Source organism: Enterobacter cloacae complex sp. HYC033_NIDB (assembly GCF_056673335.1).
The window spans coordinates 661,052-681,397 of the sequence record NZ_CP115123.1; the positions used below are offsets into that span (position 1 = coordinate 661,052).

The following is a 20,346-nucleotide window of genomic DNA, read 5'->3' on the forward strand; positions in this document are numbered from 1 at the left end:
CGGCGAATAACCGGACATTATTAGCCTTTTTGCAGCAAAAAAACGGTGACTGCCCTCGCGTTACTGAAGCAACGCGTCTTTCCCCTGACGAATATCACGCGGCGACCAGTTAAACTCCCGGCGAAAAAGCGTCGAAAAGTGGTTACTGTCGCCGAATCCGCAGCGATAGGCGATATCGGTGACGCTTTCGTCGGTATGACGTAAAAGGTGCCGCGCTTTGATCAGGCGCAGACGGTTGAGGTAGCGCTGCGGCGTCAGCCCGGTATGCTGCTTGAGCTGACGATGCAGCGTGCGCAGCGAGAGCGAAAAGTCATCCGCCAGCGTTTCCCAGCAGACATCTTCGGCAAAATGATCTTCCAGCCAGGCCATCAGCTGGTTCAGGCGCGCGTCGTTATTTTCCAGCCCTTCCACCAGGCTGCTGCGCCGCAGCAGCACCAGCAGCTGCATAAACAGCAGCTCGCGGGTAGCAATGGCGTGCGTCTCCTGTCCATCCTCGCTCTGCTCCATCTGGCTCACCAGCTGACGCACCTGCTGCAACGTGGACTGATTCACCCGCCAGTGCGAGGGGTAGTGACCGTCCTTCTCCTGCGGCAACAGCTGATTCAGCCCGGAGAGAAACTGGAACGCATCCGGAGAACGATAGAGCACATTGGTCAGGCACAGGTTGTCGGTATGTTCATACAGGTGCCTGTCGTGATCGCGCACGAAGCACACCGTACCGCCGCTGATGGTATACGGCTGACCGTTAAACACGTGGATGCCCGTTCCGTGCTCAACAATCACAATTTCATGAAAATCATGATGATGCTCCGGGAACGCAGCCTGAGGCAGCCGTGGCTCAATCGCGACCGGCGAAGCCCCCGAAGGAAAAAAATCGACGCTGTGCAGTACGGTCATAACGGCCCCCACCAATGAGAAAAGTTCTCAAAATAGTAATTAAGGCCTTCCACGCTCACCTTAAATTTTTGACAGCAAACCGCGCAAAAGCTGTCGGTTTTTCAAGAAACAGGCGGAAAGATCAGGAAATGCGGTCAGCGTCACACTGCCTGCAAACCCCGCCATTACTGGAAACTGTGAACTCCCTCACGTTCATCTTTGCTTTCTTGCCAGCGCGAGATTTGGGCTGTCAGTGGCGAGAAGGTGGCTATTTCTTCCCTTTCTTACACTCCTCGCTAATGACTTAAGAAAGGACCCGACCATGACTTTTCGCCATTGTGTGGCTGTCGATTTAGGCGCATCCAGCGGCCGTGTAATGCTCGCCACCTGGGACTGCGACCTGCACACCCTTACGCTTCGCGAAATGCACCGTTTCGCCAATTGTCTGCAAAAACAGGACGGTTTTGTTACCTGGGATATCGACGCCCTGGAAGCAGAGATCCGCACCGGACTTCACAACGTCTGCGAAGACGGTATTCGCATCGACAGTATCGGCATTGATACCTGGGGTGTGGATTACGTACTGCTGGACAGTCACGGCGAACGCGTCGGCCTGCCGGTCTCCTATCGTGACAGCCGCACCGATGGGCTGATGGCGCACGCCATCGCCCAGCTTGGCAAGGAGAACATCTATGGTCGCAGCGGCATTCAGTTTCTGCCGTTTAACACGCTGTATCAGCTGCGCGCGCTGGTTGAGCAACAGCCAGAGCTGGTCGAAAAGGTGGCGCATGCGCTGCTGATCCCGGACTACTTAAGCTACCGTCTGACCGGCAACATGAACTGGGAATACACCAACGCCACCACCACGCAGCTGGTTAACATCAACACCGATAACTGGGATGAACATCTGCTGGCCTGGACGGGCGCCTCGCCGTCCTGGTTCGGCGCGCCAACCCATCCGGGCAATGTGATCGGCCACTGGCTTTGCCCGCAGGGGAATGAAATCCCTGTTGTCGCCGTCGCCAGTCACGACACCGCGAGCGCGGTCATTGCCTCGCCGCTCGCCGGCAAAGACGCGGCGTACCTCTCTTCCGGCACCTGGTCGCTGATGGGCTTTGAGAGCAAAACACCCTACACCAGCGATGCCGCACTGGCGGCGAACATCACTAACGAAGGTGGCGCCGAAGGGCGCTACCGGGTGCTGAAGAACATCATGGGCCTGTGGCTGCTCCAGCGGGTGCTGAAAGAGCAGAACATCACCGACCTGCCCGCGCTTATCGCGGAAACCGAAACGCTGAAGGCCTGCACCTTCCTGATTAACCCGAACGACGACCGCTTTATCAACCCGGCGCACATGAGCGCTGAAATCCAGGCCGCCTGTTTTGAAGCGGGGCAGCCGGTACCTTCCCGCCCCGCCGAGCTGGCGCGCTGCATTTTTGACAGTCTCGCCCTGCTCTATGCCGACATCCTGAGCGAGCTGGCTGACCTTCGCGGCAAACCGTTCTCGCAGCTGCATATCGTGGGCGGCGGCTGCCAGAACCAGCTGCTGAACCAGCTCTGCGCGGATGCCTGCGGCATTACCGTGGTGGCAGGTCCGATTGAAGCCTCCACGCTCGGCAATATCGGCATTCAGCTGATGACCCTGGACGAACTTTCAAACGTCGACGATTTCCGTTCGGTGGTGACGGCGAATAACAGCCTGACCACCTTCACCCCCCATCCCTGCCATGAAATTGCCCGCTACAGGGCGCAGTTTCAGCAAAAACGACTGACTAAGGAGCTTTGCGCATGACCACTCAACTTGAACAAGCCTGGGACCTGGCTAAACAGCGTTTCGCCGCCGTCGGCGTGGATGTCGAAGAGGCGCTGCGCCAGCTCGACCGTCTGCCCGTCTCCATGCACTGCTGGCAGGGTGATGACGTTGCTGGCTTCGAGAACCCGGGCGGTTCCCTGACGGGGGGTATTCAGGCCACGGGTAACTATCCGGGCAAAGCGCGCAACGCCACCGAACTGCGTGCGGATCTGGAGCTGTCGCTGAGCCTGATCCCCGGGCCAAAGCGCCTGAATCTGCACGCCATTTATCTCGAATCCGACGAGCCGGTGGCGCGTAATGAAATCAAACCGGAGCACTTTACGAACTGGGTGGCGTGGGCGAAAGCCAACAAGCTGGGCCTGGACTTTAACCCCTCCTGCTTCTCGCACCCGCTGAGCGCGGACGGCTTTACCCTTGCGCACGCCAACGACGAAATCCGCCAGTTCTGGATCGACCATGTCAAAGCCAGCCGCCGCGTTTCTGCGTATTTCGGCGAGCAGCTTGGCACACCGTCGGTGATGAACATCTGGATCCCGGACGGTATGAAGGACATCACCGTCGACCGTCTGGCTCCGCGCCAGCGCCTGCTGGCCGCGCTGGATGAGGCCATCAGCGAGAAGCTGGACCCGGCGCACCACATCGACGCCGTGGAGAGCAAGCTGTTCGGCATTGGCGCCGAGAGCTACACCGTCGGCTCGAACGAGTTCTACATGGGGTACGCCACCAGCCGCCAGACCGCGCTGTGCCTGGATGCCGGTCACTTCCACCCAACCGAGGTGATCTCCGACAAAATCTCCGCTGCCATGCTCTACGTGCCGCGCCTGCTGCTGCACGTCAGCCGCCCGGTGCGCTGGGACAGCGACCACGTAGTGCTGCTGGATGACGAAACCCAGGCGATTGCCAGCGAAATCATCCGCCACGATCTGTTCGACCGCGTACACATTGGCCTCGACTTCTTCGACGCCTCCATCAACCGCATCGCGGCGTGGGTTATCGGCACCCGCAACATGAAGAAAGCCCTGCTGCGCGCGCTGCTGGAGCCTGTCGCCGCCCTGAAACAGCTGGAAGAAAACGGCGACTACACCGCGCGCCTGGCGCTGCTGGAAGAGCAGAAATCCCTGCCGTGGCAGGCGGTGTGGGAGATGTACTGCCAGCGTCACGATGCGCCTGCGGGCAGCCAGTGGCTGGACAACGTGCGGGCATATGAGAAAGACGTTCTTGCCGCTCGTCAGTAAAAAACATTGCCCGGCGGCGCGTTGCTTGCCGGGCCTACAGGTAAAAGTAGGCCGGGTAAGCGCAGCGCCACCCGGCATTTTCAAAGGAAACACAGTATGCAGACCATCACCACCTCCTGGTTCGTCCAGGGCATGATCAAAGCCACCTCCGACGCCTGGCTGAAGGGCTGGGACGAGCGCAACGGCGGCAACCTGACGCTACGCCTGGACGACGCGGATATCGAGCCATTTGCCGCCGATTTCCACCAGAAGCCGCGCTATATCGCCCTGAGCCAGCCGATGCCGCTGCTCGCCAACACGCCGTTTATCGTCACCGGTTCCGGGAAGTTCTTCCGCAACGTTCAGCTCGACCCGCAGGCCAACCTCGGCGTAGTGAAAGTGGATAGCGACGGCGCGGGCTACCACATTCTGTGGGGGCTGACGGATGAGGCGGTGCCAACCTCTGAGCTGCCGGCGCACTTCCTCTCCCACTGCGAGCGCATCAAGGCGACCAATGGCAAGGACCGCGTGATCATGCACTGCCACGCCACCAACCTGATCGCCCTGACCTACGTGCTGGAAAATAATTCTGATTTCTTCACCCGCAAACTGTGGGAAGGCAGCACCGAGTGTCTGGTGGTGTTCCCGGACGGCGTCGGCATTCTGCCGTGGATGGTGCCGGGCACCGACGAAATCGGCCAGGCAACCGCGACGGACATGCAGAAACATTCACTGGTGCTGTGGCCGTTCCACGGCGTCTTCGGCAGCGGCCCGACGCTGGATGAAACCTTCGGCCTGATCGACACCGCCGAGAAATCCGCGGAAGTGCTGGTGAAGGTCTATTCCATGGGCGGCATGAAGCAGACCATCACCCGGGAAGAACTGATCGCCCTGGGTAAACGCTTTGGCGTCACCCCCATGCAGTCGGCGTTAGATTTGTACCAATAACAACATCGCGCCCCGCTCACCGAGACGGGGCGAAAACCACCTGCAATCCCTACAACTAACTCAAGTCAGTGGAGTAAAAGCAATGAAAATAAAAGCAAGCTTGATCCTCACCGTTGCCGCTCTGGCGTTGTCCGGTTCCGCTTTAGCAGAAGTGAAAATCGCCCTGGTGGCGAAGTCCTTAGGGAATGGATTCTTCGAGGCAGCGAACGTCGGCGCGCAGGAGGCGGCCAAAGAGTTAGGCGATGTAAAAGTGATTTATACCGGCCCGACCACCACCACGGCGGAAGCGCAGATCGAGGTGCTGAACGGGCTGATCGCCCAGGGCGTGGATGCGATCGCGATTTCCGCGAACGATCCGGACGCCGTCGTGCCGGTGCTGAAAAAAGCGATGCAGCGCGGCATCAAGGTTGTGTCGTGGGATTCCGGCGTGGCGAAAGCCGGGCGTCAGATCCATCTCAACCCGTCCAATAACGCCCTGATTGGCGAAACTAACGTCAAGCTCGCCGCCGATGCCCTGAAAGCGCTGAACGTGGAGAAAGGCGATGTGGCGGTGCTGAGCGCCACGCCAACCTCCACCAACCAGAACACCTGGATTGCGGAAATGAAAAAGGTGCTGCCGAAGTACCCGTCCGTCAATCTGGTGACCGTGGCCTACGGGGACGATCTCTCTGACAAGAGCTACCGCGAAGCGGTCGGCCTGCTGAAAACCTACCCGGAGCTGAAAGTGATTGTTTCGCCTTCTTCCGTGGGCATTGTGGCTGCCGCGCAGGCGGTGAAGGACCAGGGCAAGATTGGCAAAGTGTACGTCACCGGTTTAGGCCTGCCGTCTGAGATGGCGGGCGCGGTGAAGTCCGGCGCAAGCAAGAGCTTTGCCATCTGGAACCCGATTGACCTGGGCTATGCCGCAACCTACCTGGCGGATGACCTGGTAAAAGGCACCGCCACGAAAGGTGAGGCCAGCATGGGCAAGCTGGGCAAAGTGAAGCTGGATGCCGACGGCAACGGCGCGATGGCCGAGCCGTTCGTTTACGATGCCAGCAATATTGATAAGTTCTCAAAAATCTTTTGATCCTTTCCCCCCTCACCCTAGCCCTCTCCCAAAGGGAGAGGGAACGTTAACCCCCTCTCCCTTTGGGAGAGGGTCGGGGTGAGGGTGAACCAAACGGAGAACTATCATGACCCCATTGCTACAGCTTTCTGGCATCACCAAGGTGTTCCCCGGCGTGCGTGCTCTTGAGAACGTGCAGCTTGCGCTGTGGCCCGGCAAAGTGACGGCGCTTATCGGCGAAAACGGCGCGGGCAAGTCGACGCTGGTCAAAGTGATGACCGGCATATACCAGCCCGACGAGGGCGAAATTCTCTACAAGGCGATCCCCGTTCACCTTCCGACGCCGGAGTCGGCGCATAAAATGGGCATCACCGCCATTCACCAGGAAACCGTCCTGTTCGATGAACTCTCGGTCACCGAAAATATCTTTGTCGGTCAGTACCTTCACAAAGGCTTCCTGAAAAAGCTCGACTGGCCGGAAATGCACCGCCGGGCGCAGGCTATTCTCGCCCGCCTTGAGGTGCAAATCGACCCGCGCGCAACGCTGAAAACCCTGAGCATCGCCCAGCGTCACATGGTGGCGATTGCCCGCGCGCTGTCGTTTGAGGCGCAGGTGGTGATCCTCGATGAACCCACGGCGGCGCTGTCACAGCATGAAATCCTCGAGTTTTACCAGATTGTGGAGCGCTTAAAGCAGGAGGGAAAAGCCATCCTGTTTATCTCCCACAAGTTCGACGAGATTTTTGAGCTGGCCGATCACTACACCATTTTGCGCGACGGCGTGTTCGTCGGTGCAGGGGCAATAAATGAGATCACCGAAGAGCGGATGGTGTCGATGATGGTCGGGCGCGCCATTACCCAAACCTTCCCGAAAATCGACTGCGAAAAAGGCGAGACGGTGCTGGAGGTGAAAAACCTCTGCCATCCGACCGAGTTTGCGCATATCTCGTTCTCCCTGCGTAAAGGGGAGATCCTCGGCTTTTACGGGCTGGTGGGTGCCGGGCGTACCGAGCTGATGCAGGCGCTTTCCGGCGTCACGCGGCCATCGTCCGGGGAAATTATCCTCAACGGACAGCCCCGGCGCTTCCGCCAGCCTGCGGATGCGATCAAAGCCGGTATCGTCTGTGTGCCGGAAGAAAGGCAGAAACAGGGGGCGATTATCGCCCTGCCGATTGCCCAGAACATCAGCCTGCCTCAGCTCAGCAGGCTCAATCCGAACGGCGTACTGCACGACGACCGCGAATGGAAGCTGGCAGACGAGTACGCCAAACGCCTGCAAGTGAAAGCCTTCAGCTGGAAGCAGGCGGTGGAGACCCTCTCTGGCGGCAACCAGCAAAAGGTGGTGATCGGCAAATGGCTGGCGACGCACCCTGACGTGATCATCCTCGATGAGCCAACAAAAGGCATCGATATCGGCTCAAAGGCAGCCGTGCATCAGTTTATGTCCGAGCTGGTCAGTCAGGGGCTGGCGGTGATTATGGTCTCGTCCGAACTGCCGGAAGTGATGGGCATGGCGGATCGCATTATCGTCATGCACGAGGGGCTGATGGTGGCCGAATACCAGGCGGGAGACGCGACGGCGGAAACCATCGTCAGCGCCGCCAGCGGTGCAAAACAGGAGGCGGCATAAATGCTTAGCTCACTCTTAAAACACCGCGAGGCGCTGCTTGGCGCGGTGATTGTCCTGATGGTCGTCGCCATTGGCAGCCGCGTGCCATCGTTTATCGCACCGGGCAACCTGGTGGAGATGTTTAACGACACCGCCATTCTGATCGTCCTCGCGCTCGGGCAGATGATGGTGCTGCTCACTAAAGGCATCGACCTGTCGATGGCGGCTAATCTGGCCCTGACCGGGATGATTGTCGCCCTGATTAATTTCCATTACCCGGACGTGCCCGTCTGGGCGCTGCTGATCCTCGCCAGCGCGCTTGGGCTGCTGATGGGCGCAATAAACGGCCTGCTGGTGTGGAAGCTGGGCATTCCGGCGATTGTGGTCACGCTCGGCACCATGAGCATCTACCGCGGAATGATCTTTTTGCTCTCCGGCGGCGGCTGGGTGAACTCCAACCAGATGGGTGCAGACTTCCTCGGCCTGCCGCGTGCGTCAGCGCTGGGCCTGCCGGTGCTGAGCTGGTGCGCCATCGCCGTACTGCTGCTGGTGGGCTACTTCCTGCGCTACAGTCGCACCGGACGGGCGCTCTACACCGCAGGCGGGAACGCCACGGCAGCGTACTACACCGGGATCAACGCCGGGAAAATGCAGTTCATCAGCTTCTGCCTTTCCGGTCTGCTGGCCGGGTTCTGCGGCTACCTGTGGATATCACGCTTTGCCGTTGCGTATGTTGACGTCGCTAACGGTTTTGAATTGCAGGTGGTGGCAGCCTGTGTGATTGGCGGGATCAGCACCATGGGTGGCACCGGCCGCGTGCTCGGCTGTCTGTTCGGGGCGCTGTTCCTTGGCGTCATCAACAACGCCCTGCCGGTGATCGGCGTCTCCCCGTTCTGGCAGATGGCGATTTCCGGCTCGGTCATTGTCATCGCTGTGCTGCTGAACGAGCGCGGCAACAAGCGCAAAGGCAGGCTGATCCTGCGCGACGCGGCGCTGGCACGTCAGAAACTGGCGGTGAAACCATGAGCAAAATGATGACATCTGAAGAGTTCAAACCCACTTCTGCGCCGGGCATCTTCCAGCGCCTGCTGTGCTGGGAGGGCTTCCTGCTGGCGGTGACGCTGGCGGTGTTTGTGGTGAACGCGCTCGCCTCGCCCTACTTCCTCAATATCTGGAACCTCTCCGACGCGACGTTCAACTTCACGGAAAAAGCGATCATTGTGTTGCCGATGGCGATGCTGATTATCGCCCGGGAAATTGACCTGTCTGTGGCCTCCACCATCGCGCTCAGCTCCACGGTGATGGGCTTTTGCGCGGCGGCGGGCGTCGATACGCCGCTGCTGGTGTGCGTGGGATTAGGCGTCGGGCTACTGTGCGGGCTGTTCAACGGTATTCTGGTGACGCGCTTTAACCTGTCGTCCATCGTCATCACCATCGGCACCATGAGCCTGTACCGCGGGATCACCTACATCCTGCTCGGGGACCAGGCGCTGAACAGCTACCCGGAGAGCTTCGCCTGGTTCGGCCAGGGCTACGTCTGGGGCGCGCTGTCGTTTGAGTTCGCGCTGTTTATCGTGCTGGCCGCTCTGTTTGCCTTTGTGCTGCACCGCACCAATTTTGGCCGCCGCACCTACGCCATCGGCAACAACCCGACCGGCGCGTGGTACTCCGGCATCAACGTGAAGCGCCACAACCTGATCCTGTTTGCGCTGGTAGGACTGATGTCCGGCCTGGCGTCGGTGCTGCTCACCTCGCGTCTGGGCAGTACCCGCCCGACCATCGCGATGGGCTGGGAGCTGGCGGTGGTGACGATGGCGGTGCTCGGCGGCGTCAATATTCTCGGCGGGTCCGGCAGCATGGTGGGCGTGATTATCGCCGCCTTCCTGATGGGGCTGGTGACCTTCGGCCTGGGCCTGCTCAACGTGCCCGGCATTGTGATGTCAGTGATTATCGGCGCGATGCTGATCGTGGTGATTTCGCTGCCGATTATTACCCGCCGGGTGATGCAGCGAAGACGGATCTCATAGCCGGGTGGCACTGCGTTTACCCGGCCTACTTAACCGTAGGCCCGCGCAAGCGCAGCGCCGCCGGGCATAAAAATCAAAGTAATTAAGGAGAATTATCATGAGCTTTATGTTGGCACTCCCCAAAATCAGCCTGCACGGCGCGGGCGCGATCGGCGATATGGTCAATCTGGTGGCAAACAAACAGTGGGGAAAAGCGCTGATTGTCACCGACGGCCAGCTGGTGAAACTTGGCCTGCTCGACAGTTTGTTTTCCGCGCTCGACGCCCATCAGATGTCGTATCACCTGTTCGATGAGGTATTCCCGAATCCGACGGAAGCGCTGGTGCAAAAAGGCTATGCGGCATATCAGGATGCGGAGTGTGATTACCTGATTGCCTTTGGCGGCGGCAGCCCGATTGATACTGCCAAGGCGATCAAAATCCTCACCGCCAACCCAGGTCCGTCAACCGATTACTCCGGCGTCGGCAAGGTGAAAAACGCGGGCGTGCCGCTGGTGGCGATCAACACCACCGCAGGCACGGCGGCGGAGATGACCAGCAACGCGGTGATCATTGACGCCGCGCGACAGGTGAAAGAGGTGATTATCGACCCGAACATCATCCCGGATATCGCCGTGGACGATGCCAGCGTGATGCTTGATATTCCGGCCTCCGTGACCGCCGCAACCGGCATGGATGCCTTGACCCATGCGATTGAAGCCTACGTGTCCGTCGGCGCGCACCCGCTGACCGATGCTAACGCGCTGGAGGCGATTCGCCTGATCAACCTCTGGCTGCCGAAAGCGGTTGACGATGGTCACAACCTGGAAGCGCGCGAGCAGATGGCCTTTGGTCAGTATCTGGCGGGCATGGCGTTTAACAGCGCCGGTCTGGGGCTGGTGCACGCCCTGGCGCACCAGCCGGGCGCGACGCACAACCTGCCACACGGCGTGTGCAACGCCATTCTGCTGCCGATCATCGAAAACTTTAACCGCCCGAACGCGGTCGCACGTTTCGCCCGCGTGGCGCAGGCGATGGGCGTTGACACGCGCGGCATGAGCGATGAAGCGGCCAGCATGTCAGCCATTCAGGCGATTCGTGACCTGAGCGCCCGGGTCGGCATTCCGTCCGGATTTAGCCAGCTCGGCGTCACCAAAGCCGATATTGAAGGCTGGCTGGATAAAGCCCTCGCCGACCCGTGCGCGCCGTGCAACCCGCGCACCGCCAGCCGCGATGAGGTCCGCGAGCTGTACCTGGAGGCTTTATGATCCGCAAAGCGTTTGTGATGCAGGTAAACCCGGACGCGCACGAGGAGTACGCACGTCGCCACAACCCGATCTGGCCTGAGCTGGAGGCGGTACTGAAAGCCCACGGCGCGCACCACTACGCCATCTATCTCGACAAAGCTCGCAACCTGCTGTTTGCGACGGTGGAGATTGAATCAGAGGAGCGCTGGAACGCGGTCGCGAATACCGACGTCTGCCAGCGCTGGTGGAAATATATGGGTGACGTTATGCCGTCGAACCCGGATAACAGCCCGGTGAGTTCGGCGCTGAAAGAGGTGTTTTACCTGGACTGATGTGTTAACGCTGCTGCCCCCGAGGCGGCAGCAATCTCCCGCCTGCCACTCAGCGTAAACGCCGACACCACCGTGATCGCCAGCACGAAACAGCCCAGTATCAGATACGTCTCCTGGAAGCCGACCCGGTCATACATATTTCCGGCAAAGGCGGAGAGGAAGATCGCCGCCGACTGTTTGGCAAACTGGAAGCCAATCAGGTAGATGGTGGCCGACAGGCGCGTATCAAACACCCCGGTGATGTACTTGAATGCCCCCACCAGCAGGAACGGGACTTCCAGCGCGTGCAGCATCTTCAGGGCAATCACCTCCACGGCGGTGGTGGCAAACGACGAGCCGATAATGCGCGTCGCCATGATCACCCCGGCAATCAGCAGCGTGTTTTTCGCGCCGATGCGGTTAATGATCCACGGCGAGCAGAACATAATGATCGCGTTACAGATTTCCCCTGCCGTGGTGGCGAAACCAAAGGCACGGGTCCCCTCCTGCGGCGTGGCGAAGAAGGTTTTGAAGAAGGTGGCAAACTGCTGGTCGAAGACGTCATACACGCAGGCCACGCCAATCACGTACAGGATGAACATCCACATTCTGCGCTGGCGGAACAGGGTAAAGACGGTTTTAGCGGTGATCTGCGGCTGATTCGCGCCCAGGGCGTTCATCACCTGCGCCGTCTGGTTAGGCTTCGGTTTCGCGACCACCAGCAGCAGCATCAGCAACAGCGCCGCGGCCGACCCCATCCAGAAGACGTACGACGGATCGATGCCGAACAGGATGCCGCCCGTTGAGGCGCACAGCCCCCAGCCGAGACAGCCGAACATACGCGCCTTGCCGTACTCAAAAAAGCTGTTGCGGCTTACGCGCTCAATATAGGCCTCAATCGCCCCCGACCCCGCTGAGAAGACAAAGCCGATATACAACCCACCGCTCAGCGCCCCCAGCCAGATATTGGTTTTCAGCAGCGGGGCGAAGACGTACAGGAAGAACGGCGCGAACAGGAACAGCAGCACCGAGATGATCCAAAGCAGGTGTTTTTTCAGCCCCAGCTTGTCCGAAATGACCCCCAGCACCGGCTGGAAGGCAATGGCCGACAGCGAGATGCAGGAGAAAACAATCCCGGTATGGGTTTTGTTCAGGCCGATGATGTCCGACAGCCAGATCGGCAGGAACGGAAAGCAGGTGGCCATGATGAAGAAGTAGAGAAAGAAGAACAGCCCGAAGATCCAGAAATTAGGGTTGTCTTTGTGGGTACAGGTTGTTGTGTTCATTATTTTTATCCTCAACGGAGGGCCGGTTGCCCGGCCCGTCACCCTTACACGCGTTCCACACCAATCAGAATGGCGGTTTCCGGATCCAGAATCGGCAGTGCAATACCCGCCTGCATCAGCCACTCACCGCTTACCGTTTGCGGCGCGTTCATCCACGCCGGCAGCTTACGCATGGTGTGCCCGCCCTCGCCCGTAATCTGGATGTTCGGGTGATCGAGCAGCGTGATGCGGTACAGCGCGCTGGCGTCTAACCCCGGCATGCGCAGCGGCATCATCAGGGTGTAATCCGGCATCGCGAGCTGGCTGACCAAAAACAGCCCCTGCGTCTTATCTTCGCTCACTATACCCTGCGCCAGGGTGGTGGCGTCCGGCATATCCACGCGCCACTGGGTGCCGTGATGAATGACCTCTCGCCACCGCTTGTGCAGCGCGGCGTAATGGCGATAGCCTTCACGCTCCTGCGCATCGACGGTGAGCGGATCCAGCTCCAGCCCCATGTGACCAAACAGCGCTGTTAGCCCGCGGAACTGAATGCTGTGCTGGCGGAAGGTGGCGTGACATTTATGATGACCGATATGCGCCCCCATCACCTCCGGCGGGAAGAAGTAGCTCATGCCGCGCTGGATAGTGTTGCGCTCCAGCGCGTCGTTGTTATCGGACGCCCAGAAGCGGTGGCTGCGGGTCAGCACTTCGTAATCAATACGCCCGCCACCCGACGAACAGGATTCAAACTCAATGTGCGGGAAGCGCTCGCCCAGCACGTCCAGCAGGCGGTAAAACTGGCGCGTCTGGGCGTCGGCGGCGGCTTTGCCCTTGTGACCTGGCTGCACCAGCTCGCGGTTCATATCCCATTTCACGTAGTCGACCGCGTGTTCGCCCAGCAGCCAGCTCATGCGTTCGACCAGATATTCAAAGGCCTGCGGAATATTGAGATTGAGGACCAGCTGGTGTCGCCCGGTCGCCTGGGCGTAGCCCGGCAGCGCCAGCACCCAGTCAGGGTGCGCGCGATACAGATCGGAATCGGGGTTAATCATCTCCGGCTCAACCCAGATACCAAACTCCATGCTGAGCTGTTTAACGTGATCGATTACCGGCTTTAGGCCGTTCGGGTATTTTTTCTCGTCCAGATACCAGTCGCCCAGCGCGGCGTGGTCGTCGTTGCGGCCTTTGAACCAGCCGTCGTCAATGATAAAGCGCTCCACACCCAGCGCTGCGGCCTCGTCGGCCATGCGCATGATGTAGTCCGGGTCGTGGTTGAAGTAGATCCCCTCCCAGGTGTTGAGGTGCACCGGGCGCGGTTTATCTTCCGGGAAGCGGATAACATTGTCGCGCAGGTAGCGGTGGAACTGCTGGCTCATGCCGTTCAGCCCGTGCGGGGAGTGGCTGGCATACAGGCGCGGCGTCCAGAGCGTTTCCCCCTCTTCAATCGCCATTTCACCCGGCAGGTAGAGCGCTTCGGCCTGCATATAGCGGCGGCCATCGGTTTTCGCCTCTGCGCGCAGGCGGTGGTTACCACTCCAGCCCAGATGTATACCCCAGACGTTGCCGTGCATTTCACTGAATGACGGCGTACCTGAAATCAGCGCCGGGAAATGTTCATGGGAGGTTTTACCCCGACGGTTTTCAATCACAAAGCTGTCATGTTCAAGCATCACGCGGTGCGGCTGAAACTCCCTGATCCAGCGTCCGTGGAAGGCCATCACCTCCTGCGCGCGTTCGGCCACCGGCAGCGTCACGGCAAAGCGATCCACCTGCCACGCCTGCGTTTTCAGGTTGGTTAACCCATGACGCACCACCAGTACGCCGCTGGCATCCAGCGTTATTTCACTGGTCAGGCGCAGGCCTGCATGCTCGTCTTCAGCAGTGATTGTCAGGGCGTTTAACGCCTGCTGCACCTGCGTGGTTTTAAATACCGGCGATCCGTCCAGCCCCTGGCGGTGCCCCTCGATGCCCGGCGAGCCAAACAGCCCATGCCCCAGCTCTGCCATCAGCGTGACGGGGGAGTCGACGTCCAGCCTGCCATTAGCAACCGGGCGCGCAATACTCAGCACATCCTGCGGCGAAAAGTGCTGAAGGTGTGCCCCCCAGTAGAGAATTTCGGCGAACGGGTGGGTTTTTACCACCACGTCAACCGTATTGCTTTCAAGTCGAAAAATGGAATCTTGCATCAGACATCTCCTGTCATCGGGATGTCCTGAGTGTTGATCCGAAACGTTTCGGATACAAACCAAAACGTTTCGGATCTGTGATCGGGTTTGGAAATTTTTGGTTAATCAGGCCGTCTGGCCTGGGGAGAATTCTGGCTGCCAGAGCACCTGAAGGGTGTCAATGTCGTCGCCATTAATCAGCTGGCGCACCATATCGGCAATCTGTTTCCCGACACCCTGACGGGTAGACTGGATCACCGCCGCGACGTCGATATCGACAATGCTGTCCTGCGGTAAGCCGTCATAGACCACCAGCGAAACGGCATTTTCACCGGTTAAGCGTCCCATCTGCGCCAGGGCCATCGCTGCGCCGTCGCCGTGGGTGTTGCAGTCGGTAATGATGGCCGTGGGCGGCTGCGGCAGGGAGAGAAGTTCTTGCGTGGTGGCATACCCCACGCGACGCGAAGGGGGCATGGCGCGCAGCCATTCGCTGGAAAGTCCGGCTTCCCGCAGCGCGTCCAGGTAGCCCTGGCGGCGCTGGGTGATGAATGCCTGGTTGTTGCTTTCGCCCAGCAGCGCAATGCGCTGATGGCCTTTCTCGATCAGCCAGCGGGTGGCCTGATATGTGCCGGCATAGTTGTCGAAATCGAACCACGCGTACGGCTGCGGGAGCTGGCTGCGGCCGAGCGCCAGGAACGGGAACCCGGCGGCCTGTAGCTGCTCAAGACGCGGATCGTGATCCAGCGTATGCGCCACAATCAGCGCATCCACGCGTCGGCTCTGCACCATGCGCATATAGCTGTGTTTGTCCGCCAGGTCGTCGTCAGCGATGAGCAGCAGGTCAATCTCATGTCGCGCCAGTTCGTGGCTAATTTCGCCGACCATGTCCATAAAAACGCTGTTATTGAGCGGAACAGGATGCACCGGAAACACCAGCCCGACGGCGTCGATTTTGCCCATCTTCAGGCGACGGGCAAAGGTATTTGGTCGATAGCCACGGCGCTGGGCCTCCGCTTCCACGCGGGCGCGCGTCTCAGCAGAAACGTCGTCATACCCGTTGAGGGCGCGGCTGACGGTGGTAACAGACAGCCCCAGTTCTTTGGCAATGGCTTTGAGCGACATGATTTTCCGTATCTTTGTTAGTTTTGTTCCGCCACCAGCAGCGCGTGCGTATCTGGCTCCAGCGCCTTAAAGATATGCGGCTGGTCAGCGGGGTAGCAAATGTAATCTCCCGGGCCGAGCTCTTCCGCCGCGTCGATCAGACCGACCACCGCCCGCCCCTGGGTCACGATAATATGCTCAACCGAACCAGGCGGATGGGGCTGGGAAATACGGTCTGCCCCCGGCTGAGTCAGCAGCAGATAGATATCACGACGCGCGCCAGGCGGACACGCCGCGAGCAAAATCGCCTCGTAGTTCGCCTGCCCGGCGACGACTTTTGTGCCCTCGCCGCGGCGGATCACCTGCGTGACGGGTTGCTGCGGCTCCAGTAACCGGGCAAAAGGAATATCCAGCGCCACGCAAAGCGACCACAGCGTTTCCAGGCTAGGATTGCCGTTGCCAGACTCCAGTTGAGAAAGCGTGGATTTGGCGATCCCGGCACGGCGGGCAATTTCCGCCAGTGAGAGCCCGGTTCGCAAGCGTTCTCGCACCAGGCTTTTGGCGATCACGCTGATTGGCTGCGTCATAATAACGGCCTCTTTCTCTCTATAACGAACGAATCGTTCGTCTTGTAAAACGTTTCTGATGCGTTCATTATAATGGAAATACGTTCGATATGGCTAAAATGGTATGAAGAATCACCTCTCTTGCCTGAAAGGCGACACGATAAAAGCGATCGTCCTGGTCTGCCTCGCGGTGGGCGTGGTCGGCATGTCTTATGGCTCACTGGCGATGGCCTACGGTTTCCCGCTGTGGGTGCCGTTTGTCCTCTCCCTCACGGTGCTGGCAGGCGCATCCGAGTTTATGTTTATCGGCATCGTGGCGAGCGGCGGCAATCCGCTGGCAGCGGCAGCGGCCGGTTTACTGGTTAACGCGCGCCATGTGCCGTTCGGCGTTACGGTGCGTGAACTGGTGGGCAAGCGCGGCCTGAGCTTTCTGGGCTGTCATATCATGAATGATGAAAGTGTGGTGTTCGGCCTGTCGCAAAAAACCGCCGAGCAGCGTAAAGCGGCCTACTGGCTGTGCGGCCTGGGCGTGGCAATCATCTGGCCGCTAGGGGCGGTGCTGGGCGCGATGGTCGGCAAGCTGCTGCCGGACCCGGAAACCATCGGGCTGGACGCGGTGTTCCCGGCGGTCCTGCTGGCGTTAGTGGTGCCGGCATTTAAAAACCGTACCACGCTGATCCGCGCCTGTAGCGGCGCAGTGTTGTCGCTGGCCGCCGTACCGTTTGCGCCGGTTGGCCTGCCGGTGCTGCTCTCTTTGCTCGGCCTTGCCGCGAGGAAAAAATAATGGAAAACATGACGGTTTTTATTCTCGGCATCGCCATTCTTTCTGCCGGAACCTATCTGATGCGTCTCGGCGGGGCGAAACTCGGTAGCCGGCTGGCGCTTTCTGAACGGTCGCAGGCGCTGCTTTCAGACGCGGCAACCGTTTTGTTGTTCTCCGTCGCGCTGGCAACAACGTTTTATGAAGGGGACCATTTTGCCGGGATGGCGCGCGTACTGGGGGTGGGGTTCGCGGTGTTTCTGGCCTGGCGCAAAATGCCGTTAATTGTGGTGATCGTCGCGGCGGCGGTGGTGACGGCGCTGCTGCGTCTGGCGGGGATCCACTAAGAAAAATGCCCGACAGAACAGCGCTGCCGGGCATCTGAGGGGTTAATGCGCAGGAAGCGTATCGACGTTAAGCGTCAGCGTTTCTTCAAAATCCGTGGTGTTAGTAACGCTAAATGCCTTGTCAGAGAGATAGGTCGTGATCATCATGGTGGCGACAAACTGCTCGCCCGCCACTTCTGTACCGTTTACCGCAGCCAGCGCTTTTTCCGGCTTTAGCGTCACCTGAGAAGCGCCTCCCTGAACGGCTACCGCGCCAATATCGACCGCGGCCAGCTGCACAGGGTTCCCGTCCACCCGCCCATCTTTGAATTCGATTTTCATCGCGCCGCTGTCCGTAAAACGATACGCCAGGTTCTGTCGGGCAATCCCGTCTACGGAGATGCGCATTTTGCGCACATCCGGACACAGCACCGAAACCTGAACTTCACGCATCACAGAAGCATAACCGTTGTACACTTTGCCAATATGTTCAGCGGACGTTTGCCGCATATCCTCTTTACGGTAGCGCCCGTAATCGACTTTCTTCACCGCCGACATCATTTCACAGGCGCCGTCATCGGCCTGCGCCATTCCCGAAAGTCCCGCTGCGCCGCAGAGCAGCATAAGCATCAGCGCGTATTGACGAACGTTATTCAGAGACATTTCCCTGTCACCTCTTCATAGAATTTATTCGGTTCTGCCTCCGGCAGGGTGTACGTCAGCCTGCAACGCCCTTCATCCAGCTTCGCATACAGCTGCTGGCTGGCAGAGATATCGTTCAGGAAGATCACGCCGTCTTCTGGCGCACTCGTCACATACTCCCCTGCCGCGTCCACAATCGAGACACCTTCCGGCAGCGGCGTACCGTCCGCACGGCGTATACTGAGCAGCACGCGGCGCTGGCTTAACGTCGCAAACTCCCACTTCGCCACAGCGCCGTGAGACGCTTTGATCGCTGTTCTGCCATTTCTTACGTCCAGATTGCCTGGCAGGCTTTCCGTGTTGATCTCAATCGTGCTTTCACGGAACGGCGACAGCGCAGGAATAATCGCCTGGCCCCATTTATCGGTCCATACCGCGCCGCGCGGGGTACCTATCTCGATACCAGCCACCGGTTTATCCAGTCTGGCAATGGCGTACGTATCGGTCACGCGGTAAGGCGAGAAGGTCACCCCGTCGCTGTGGGCGACAATCCCGCCGCTTAATGCTGCTGAGTAGTTGGTATTGCTGTCGTTATCTCCTCCTGCCGCCAGCGCCAGGTTGGTGTAATGCAGATTACTGTTCAGCGAGCTGTCCCAGCTGGTGGTGTTCTCTTCCTGGTCCTGAGTGACCCCCACCGTGTACTGGTTCTCAGCGTTGAGCGAGCCCATTGCCCGCGTGCCGTAAGAACGCTTACCTTCGCTCTCGCGATACCAGGAGCTGGTTGTCACGCCTGAGCGTCCCAGCGGGATCGACACGTTTACGTAAAACTGATCGTTGTCGCTGCTGTCGTGCCGGCTGACATCCGACTCCCAGTTCACGCTCACGTTGAAGTATTTAAAAGTCTGTGACCACGACGAGATAAACCGGCGACTGTCATAGTCGCTGTTCCAGCTCTCGTTGCGATAATAGCTGAGGGAAAAGCGGCCCAGCGTGGTACTCGACCAGTTGATACCGACGCTGGTGTCGTATTTGGTTTGCGACATATCGTCATCGTCGCCGTAAAGTTCCGCCATCTCGCGATAGTCCGGTGTGCCATAGCTACCGCCCAGCGAAAGCCCAATGCCCCACGGCAGGGAGTAACCCAGATCCAGCGTCGTTTTGTTGCCGTCGGTTTGCGTCTGGTTGTCTATTGACGCCAGAAAACCCAACGAGGCATACAGGTTCTGCATCGGTATGGTATCGAGGTTGCCGGAGAAGCCATAATAGTGGTTATCCGCCATCACCATACCGGCCAGGAAATTGACACGCTTATTGACAGACCAGCCGTCGTTGGCGGACACCACCCACGGATTTTCAAAGCGTGAGTCCATGTCTTCAACGCGGCCCATAGCCAGCGTAAAGCCCGGGGCACGGCCTATATGATTGCTGCGGAACGTACTTGCCGAGACAGTGAATCGGTTTTCGCTGCCGTCAGTCTCGGTGACCGTTACGTTCAGGTCGGTGTTGAGGTTCGCCAGCGGCACGTCATCCAGGTTGAACGGACCGGCAGGAACCAGCGTTGAGTAAATAAGCTGTCCGCCCTGGCGGATATCGACGCGCGCCTGCGGATTACGGGCAATACCGCTGACTTCGACGCCCGTCCCCACCTGAGGAGTGAGTGCGGTATCCGGCATCATCTGGACCCCGTAAATTCCCGGAATACTGAAGCGGCTGTTGGCGATGTTAATCTGGCCACCCTGCACCATCACGCCATAATCGGTAAAGGTACGCTGGGCATAGGTGTAGAGGGAGTCGACATCAAAATCCTGATCGCTGCCGTCGCTAATGAACTGCGTGCTGCGCACAATCCAGTCTCCGGCATTAAAGCCCATTTCAAAGGTCGACTGGAAACGGTCAGCGTTCTCATCATCATAGTGATTATGGGTGCCAAACATGGAGTAATTCAGCATGGCTGCACGTCCGCCACGCACCTCGGCGAACTGTCGGTCATAATCAGGGTCGATCGCTTCAGGCGGTACAACAACCGATATTTCATCAATATCCGGCGAAGTCTGAATCGTTGATCCGGACCAGTAGTGATAAATCTTCGGGCAGGTGCCTCTTTTCGTCTGTTTAATCAGGCCCGCGTTTTCCAGAAACGCTTTATCAATACAGGGCGTTCCTTCCTCATCAAATTTCACGGGCATAATATTGCGCTGCTTACCATTAATATTAACCGTCACATTATGGTAGCCAGGGGTAAAACGGGGAGTGAGGGAATAGTAATCCGCAATGGCCGGATCAAGCCCGTTATTTTTTAAAGCATCGCTGTCAAATATGGCTCGCGCCAGTTCCAGAGATTCATTCGCATTAGAGGAAATCTCAGCCCGAATATTAAATGCCAGCACGCTAAGGCAAAACACGAGCATTCCCTTTTTACAGGAACCGTTTAACATAACTACTCCATG

18 protein-coding genes are annotated in these 20,346 nt (G+C 58.9%); 11 read left to right on the forward strand and 7 right to left on the reverse strand.

Annotated features, from left to right (window positions below):
• Positions 1 to 60: 60 nt before the first annotated feature.
• Positions 61 to 897: an HTH-type transcriptional activator RhaS gene (rhaS, locus tag O1721_RS03165; protein ID WP_015569934.1), complete on the reverse strand. Its 837-nt coding sequence runs from the start codon at positions 895 to 897 to the stop codon at positions 61 to 63.
• Between the two features lie 301 nt (positions 898 to 1,198).
• Between rhaS (O1721_RS03165) and rhaB the strand changes: the two genes are divergently transcribed.
• From rhaB to rhaM, 9 genes are all read left to right on the forward strand, one after another.
• Positions 1,199 to 2,668 (forward strand): rhamnulokinase, encoded by a 1,470-nt coding sequence (rhaB, locus tag O1721_RS03170; RefSeq protein WP_032649871.1) that lies wholly within the window; start codon positions 1,199 to 1,201, stop codon positions 2,666 to 2,668.
• Positions 2,665 to 3,924, forward strand: a complete 1,260-nt coding sequence (gene rhaA / locus O1721_RS03175) for an L-rhamnose isomerase (protein WP_032649872.1) — start codon at positions 2,665 to 2,667, stop codon at positions 3,922 to 3,924. Before rhaB ends, rhaA begins: the two co-directional genes overlap by 4 nt.
• A gap of 96 nt (positions 3,925 to 4,020) precedes the next feature.
• Positions 4,021 to 4,851, forward strand: coding sequence for a rhamnulose-1-phosphate aldolase (gene rhaD / locus O1721_RS03180; protein ID WP_015569930.1), 831 nt, complete (start codon positions 4,021 to 4,023; stop codon positions 4,849 to 4,851).
• Positions 4,852 to 4,933: 82 nt separating this feature from the next.
• Positions 4,934 to 5,920: a rhamnose ABC transporter substrate-binding protein gene (gene rhaS / locus O1721_RS03185; protein WP_032649875.1), complete on the forward strand. Its 987-nt coding sequence runs from the start codon at positions 4,934 to 4,936 to the stop codon at positions 5,918 to 5,920.
• Positions 5,921 to 6,026: 106 nt separating this feature from the next.
• Entirely contained in the window at positions 6,027 to 7,529 is a 1,503-nt protein-coding gene (locus O1721_RS03190) for a sugar ABC transporter ATP-binding protein (RefSeq protein ID WP_032649877.1), read from the forward strand.
• A complete protein-coding gene (locus tag O1721_RS03195; protein WP_032649879.1) occupies positions 7,530 to 8,534 on the forward strand; it encodes an ABC transporter permease in 1,005 nt (334 codons plus the stop codon). It begins immediately after the preceding gene.
• The gene (locus O1721_RS03200; RefSeq protein WP_032649882.1) at positions 8,531 to 9,535 is read left to right on the forward strand and encodes an ABC transporter permease; all 1,005 of its coding nucleotides are present in this window, start codon (positions 8,531 to 8,533) and stop codon (positions 9,533 to 9,535) included. The genes O1721_RS03195 and O1721_RS03200 overlap by 4 nt, the downstream gene beginning before the upstream one ends.
• Positions 9,536 to 9,632: 97 nt before the next feature.
• Positions 9,633 to 10,781, forward strand: coding sequence for a lactaldehyde reductase (gene fucO / locus O1721_RS03205; protein WP_003861980.1), 1,149 nt, complete (start codon positions 9,633 to 9,635; stop codon positions 10,779 to 10,781).
• On the forward strand, positions 10,778 to 11,092 hold the full coding sequence (gene rhaM, locus O1721_RS03210) for an L-rhamnose mutarotase (RefSeq protein ID WP_015569925.1): 315 nt from the start codon (positions 10,778 to 10,780) through the stop codon (positions 11,090 to 11,092). The genes fucO and rhaM overlap by 4 nt, the downstream gene beginning before the upstream one ends.
• Here the strand turns inward: rhaM and O1721_RS03215 are convergent.
• The 4 genes from O1721_RS03215 to O1721_RS03230 form a co-directional block, all read right to left on the reverse strand.
• Positions 11,080 to 12,357, reverse strand: a complete 1,278-nt coding sequence (locus tag O1721_RS03215) for an MFS transporter (protein WP_015569924.1) — start codon at positions 12,355 to 12,357, stop codon at positions 11,080 to 11,082. The genes rhaM and O1721_RS03215 overlap by 13 nt on opposite strands.
• 44 nt (positions 12,358 to 12,401) lie before the next feature.
• Entirely contained in the window at positions 12,402 to 14,525 is a 2,124-nt protein-coding gene (locus O1721_RS03220; RefSeq protein ID WP_032649885.1) for an alpha-galactosidase, read from the reverse strand.
• A 105-nt stretch (positions 14,526 to 14,630) separates the two neighbouring features.
• Positions 14,631 to 15,626, reverse strand: a complete 996-nt coding sequence (locus tag O1721_RS03225) for a LacI family DNA-binding transcriptional regulator (protein ID WP_003861974.1) — start codon at positions 15,624 to 15,626, stop codon at positions 14,631 to 14,633.
• Positions 15,627 to 15,643: 17 nt separating this feature from the next.
• A complete protein-coding gene (locus O1721_RS03230) occupies positions 15,644 to 16,192 on the reverse strand; it encodes a helix-turn-helix domain-containing protein (RefSeq protein WP_032649886.1) in 549 nt (182 codons plus the stop codon).
• Positions 16,193 to 16,295: 103 nt separating this feature from the next.
• On the opposite strand from O1721_RS03230, the gene O1721_RS03235 reads away from it, so the two are divergent.
• Positions 16,296 to 16,955, forward strand: a complete 660-nt coding sequence (locus tag O1721_RS03235; RefSeq protein ID WP_032649889.1) for an AzlC family ABC transporter permease — start codon at positions 16,296 to 16,298, stop codon at positions 16,953 to 16,955.
• Complete coding sequence (locus O1721_RS03240; RefSeq protein WP_015569921.1) at positions 16,955 to 17,278, forward strand: AzlD domain-containing protein; 324 nt, start codon at positions 16,955 to 16,957, stop codon at positions 17,276 to 17,278. The genes O1721_RS03235 and O1721_RS03240 overlap by 1 nt, the downstream gene beginning before the upstream one ends.
• 42 nt (positions 17,279 to 17,320) lie before the next feature.
• Here the strand turns inward: O1721_RS03240 and O1721_RS03245 are convergent, their stop codons facing one another.
• Positions 17,321 to 17,920: a DUF1120 domain-containing protein gene (locus tag O1721_RS03245; RefSeq protein ID WP_032649890.1), complete on the reverse strand. Its 600-nt coding sequence runs from the start codon at positions 17,918 to 17,920 to the stop codon at positions 17,321 to 17,323.
• On the reverse strand, positions 17,911 to 20,334 hold the full coding sequence (locus O1721_RS03250; RefSeq protein WP_017382679.1) for a fimbrial biogenesis usher protein: 2,424 nt from the start codon (positions 20,332 to 20,334) through the stop codon (positions 17,911 to 17,913). Before O1721_RS03250 ends, O1721_RS03245 begins: the two co-directional genes overlap by 10 nt.
• Positions 20,335 to 20,346: the final 12 nt, after the last annotated feature.

Bases quoted from the DNA above. Each gene is read 5' to 3' on its own strand.
- rhaM (WP_015569925.1), top strand. From the start codon at position 10,778: ATGATCCGCAAAGCGTTTGTGATGCAGGTAAACCCGGACGCGCACGAG.
- rhaS (WP_015569934.1), bottom strand. From the start codon at position 897: ATGACCGTACTGCACAGCGTCGATTTTTTTCCTTCGGGGGCTTCGCCG.
- O1721_RS03190 (WP_032649877.1), top strand. From the start codon at position 6,027: ATGACCCCATTGCTACAGCTTTCTGGCATCACCAAGGTGTTCCCCGGC.
- O1721_RS03220 (WP_032649885.1), bottom strand. From the start codon at position 14,525: ATGCAAGATTCCATTTTTCGACTTGAAAGCAATACGGTTGACGTGGTG.
- O1721_RS03215 (WP_015569924.1), bottom strand. From the start codon at position 12,357: ATGAACACAACAACCTGTACCCACAAAGACAACCCTAATTTCTGGATC.
- rhaD (WP_015569930.1), top strand. From the start codon at position 4,021: ATGCAGACCATCACCACCTCCTGGTTCGTCCAGGGCATGATCAAAGCC.
- O1721_RS03200 (WP_032649882.1), top strand. From the start codon at position 8,531: ATGAGCAAAATGATGACATCTGAAGAGTTCAAACCCACTTCTGCGCCG.
- O1721_RS03230 (WP_032649886.1), bottom strand. From the start codon at position 16,192: ATGACGCAGCCAATCAGCGTGATCGCCAAAAGCCTGGTGCGAGAACGC.
- O1721_RS03250 (WP_017382679.1), bottom strand. From the start codon at position 20,334: ATGTTAAACGGTTCCTGTAAAAAGGGAATGCTCGTGTTTTGCCTTAGC.
- rhaS (WP_032649875.1), top strand. From the start codon at position 4,934: ATGAAAATAAAAGCAAGCTTGATCCTCACCGTTGCCGCTCTGGCGTTG.
- O1721_RS03195 (WP_032649879.1), top strand. From the start codon at position 7,530: ATGCTTAGCTCACTCTTAAAACACCGCGAGGCGCTGCTTGGCGCGGTG.
- rhaA (WP_032649872.1), top strand. From the start codon at position 2,665: ATGACCACTCAACTTGAACAAGCCTGGGACCTGGCTAAACAGCGTTTC.
- fucO (WP_003861980.1), top strand. From the start codon at position 9,633: ATGAGCTTTATGTTGGCACTCCCCAAAATCAGCCTGCACGGCGCGGGC.
- O1721_RS03245 (WP_032649890.1), bottom strand. From the start codon at position 17,920: ATGTCTCTGAATAACGTTCGTCAATACGCGCTGATGCTTATGCTGCTC.
- rhaB (WP_032649871.1), top strand. From the start codon at position 1,199: ATGACTTTTCGCCATTGTGTGGCTGTCGATTTAGGCGCATCCAGCGGC.
- O1721_RS03240 (WP_015569921.1), top strand. From the start codon at position 16,955: ATGGAAAACATGACGGTTTTTATTCTCGGCATCGCCATTCTTTCTGCC.
- O1721_RS03225 (WP_003861974.1), bottom strand. From the start codon at position 15,626: ATGTCGCTCAAAGCCATTGCCAAAGAACTGGGGCTGTCTGTTACCACC.
- O1721_RS03235 (WP_032649889.1), top strand. From the start codon at position 16,296: ATGAAGAATCACCTCTCTTGCCTGAAAGGCGACACGATAAAAGCGATC.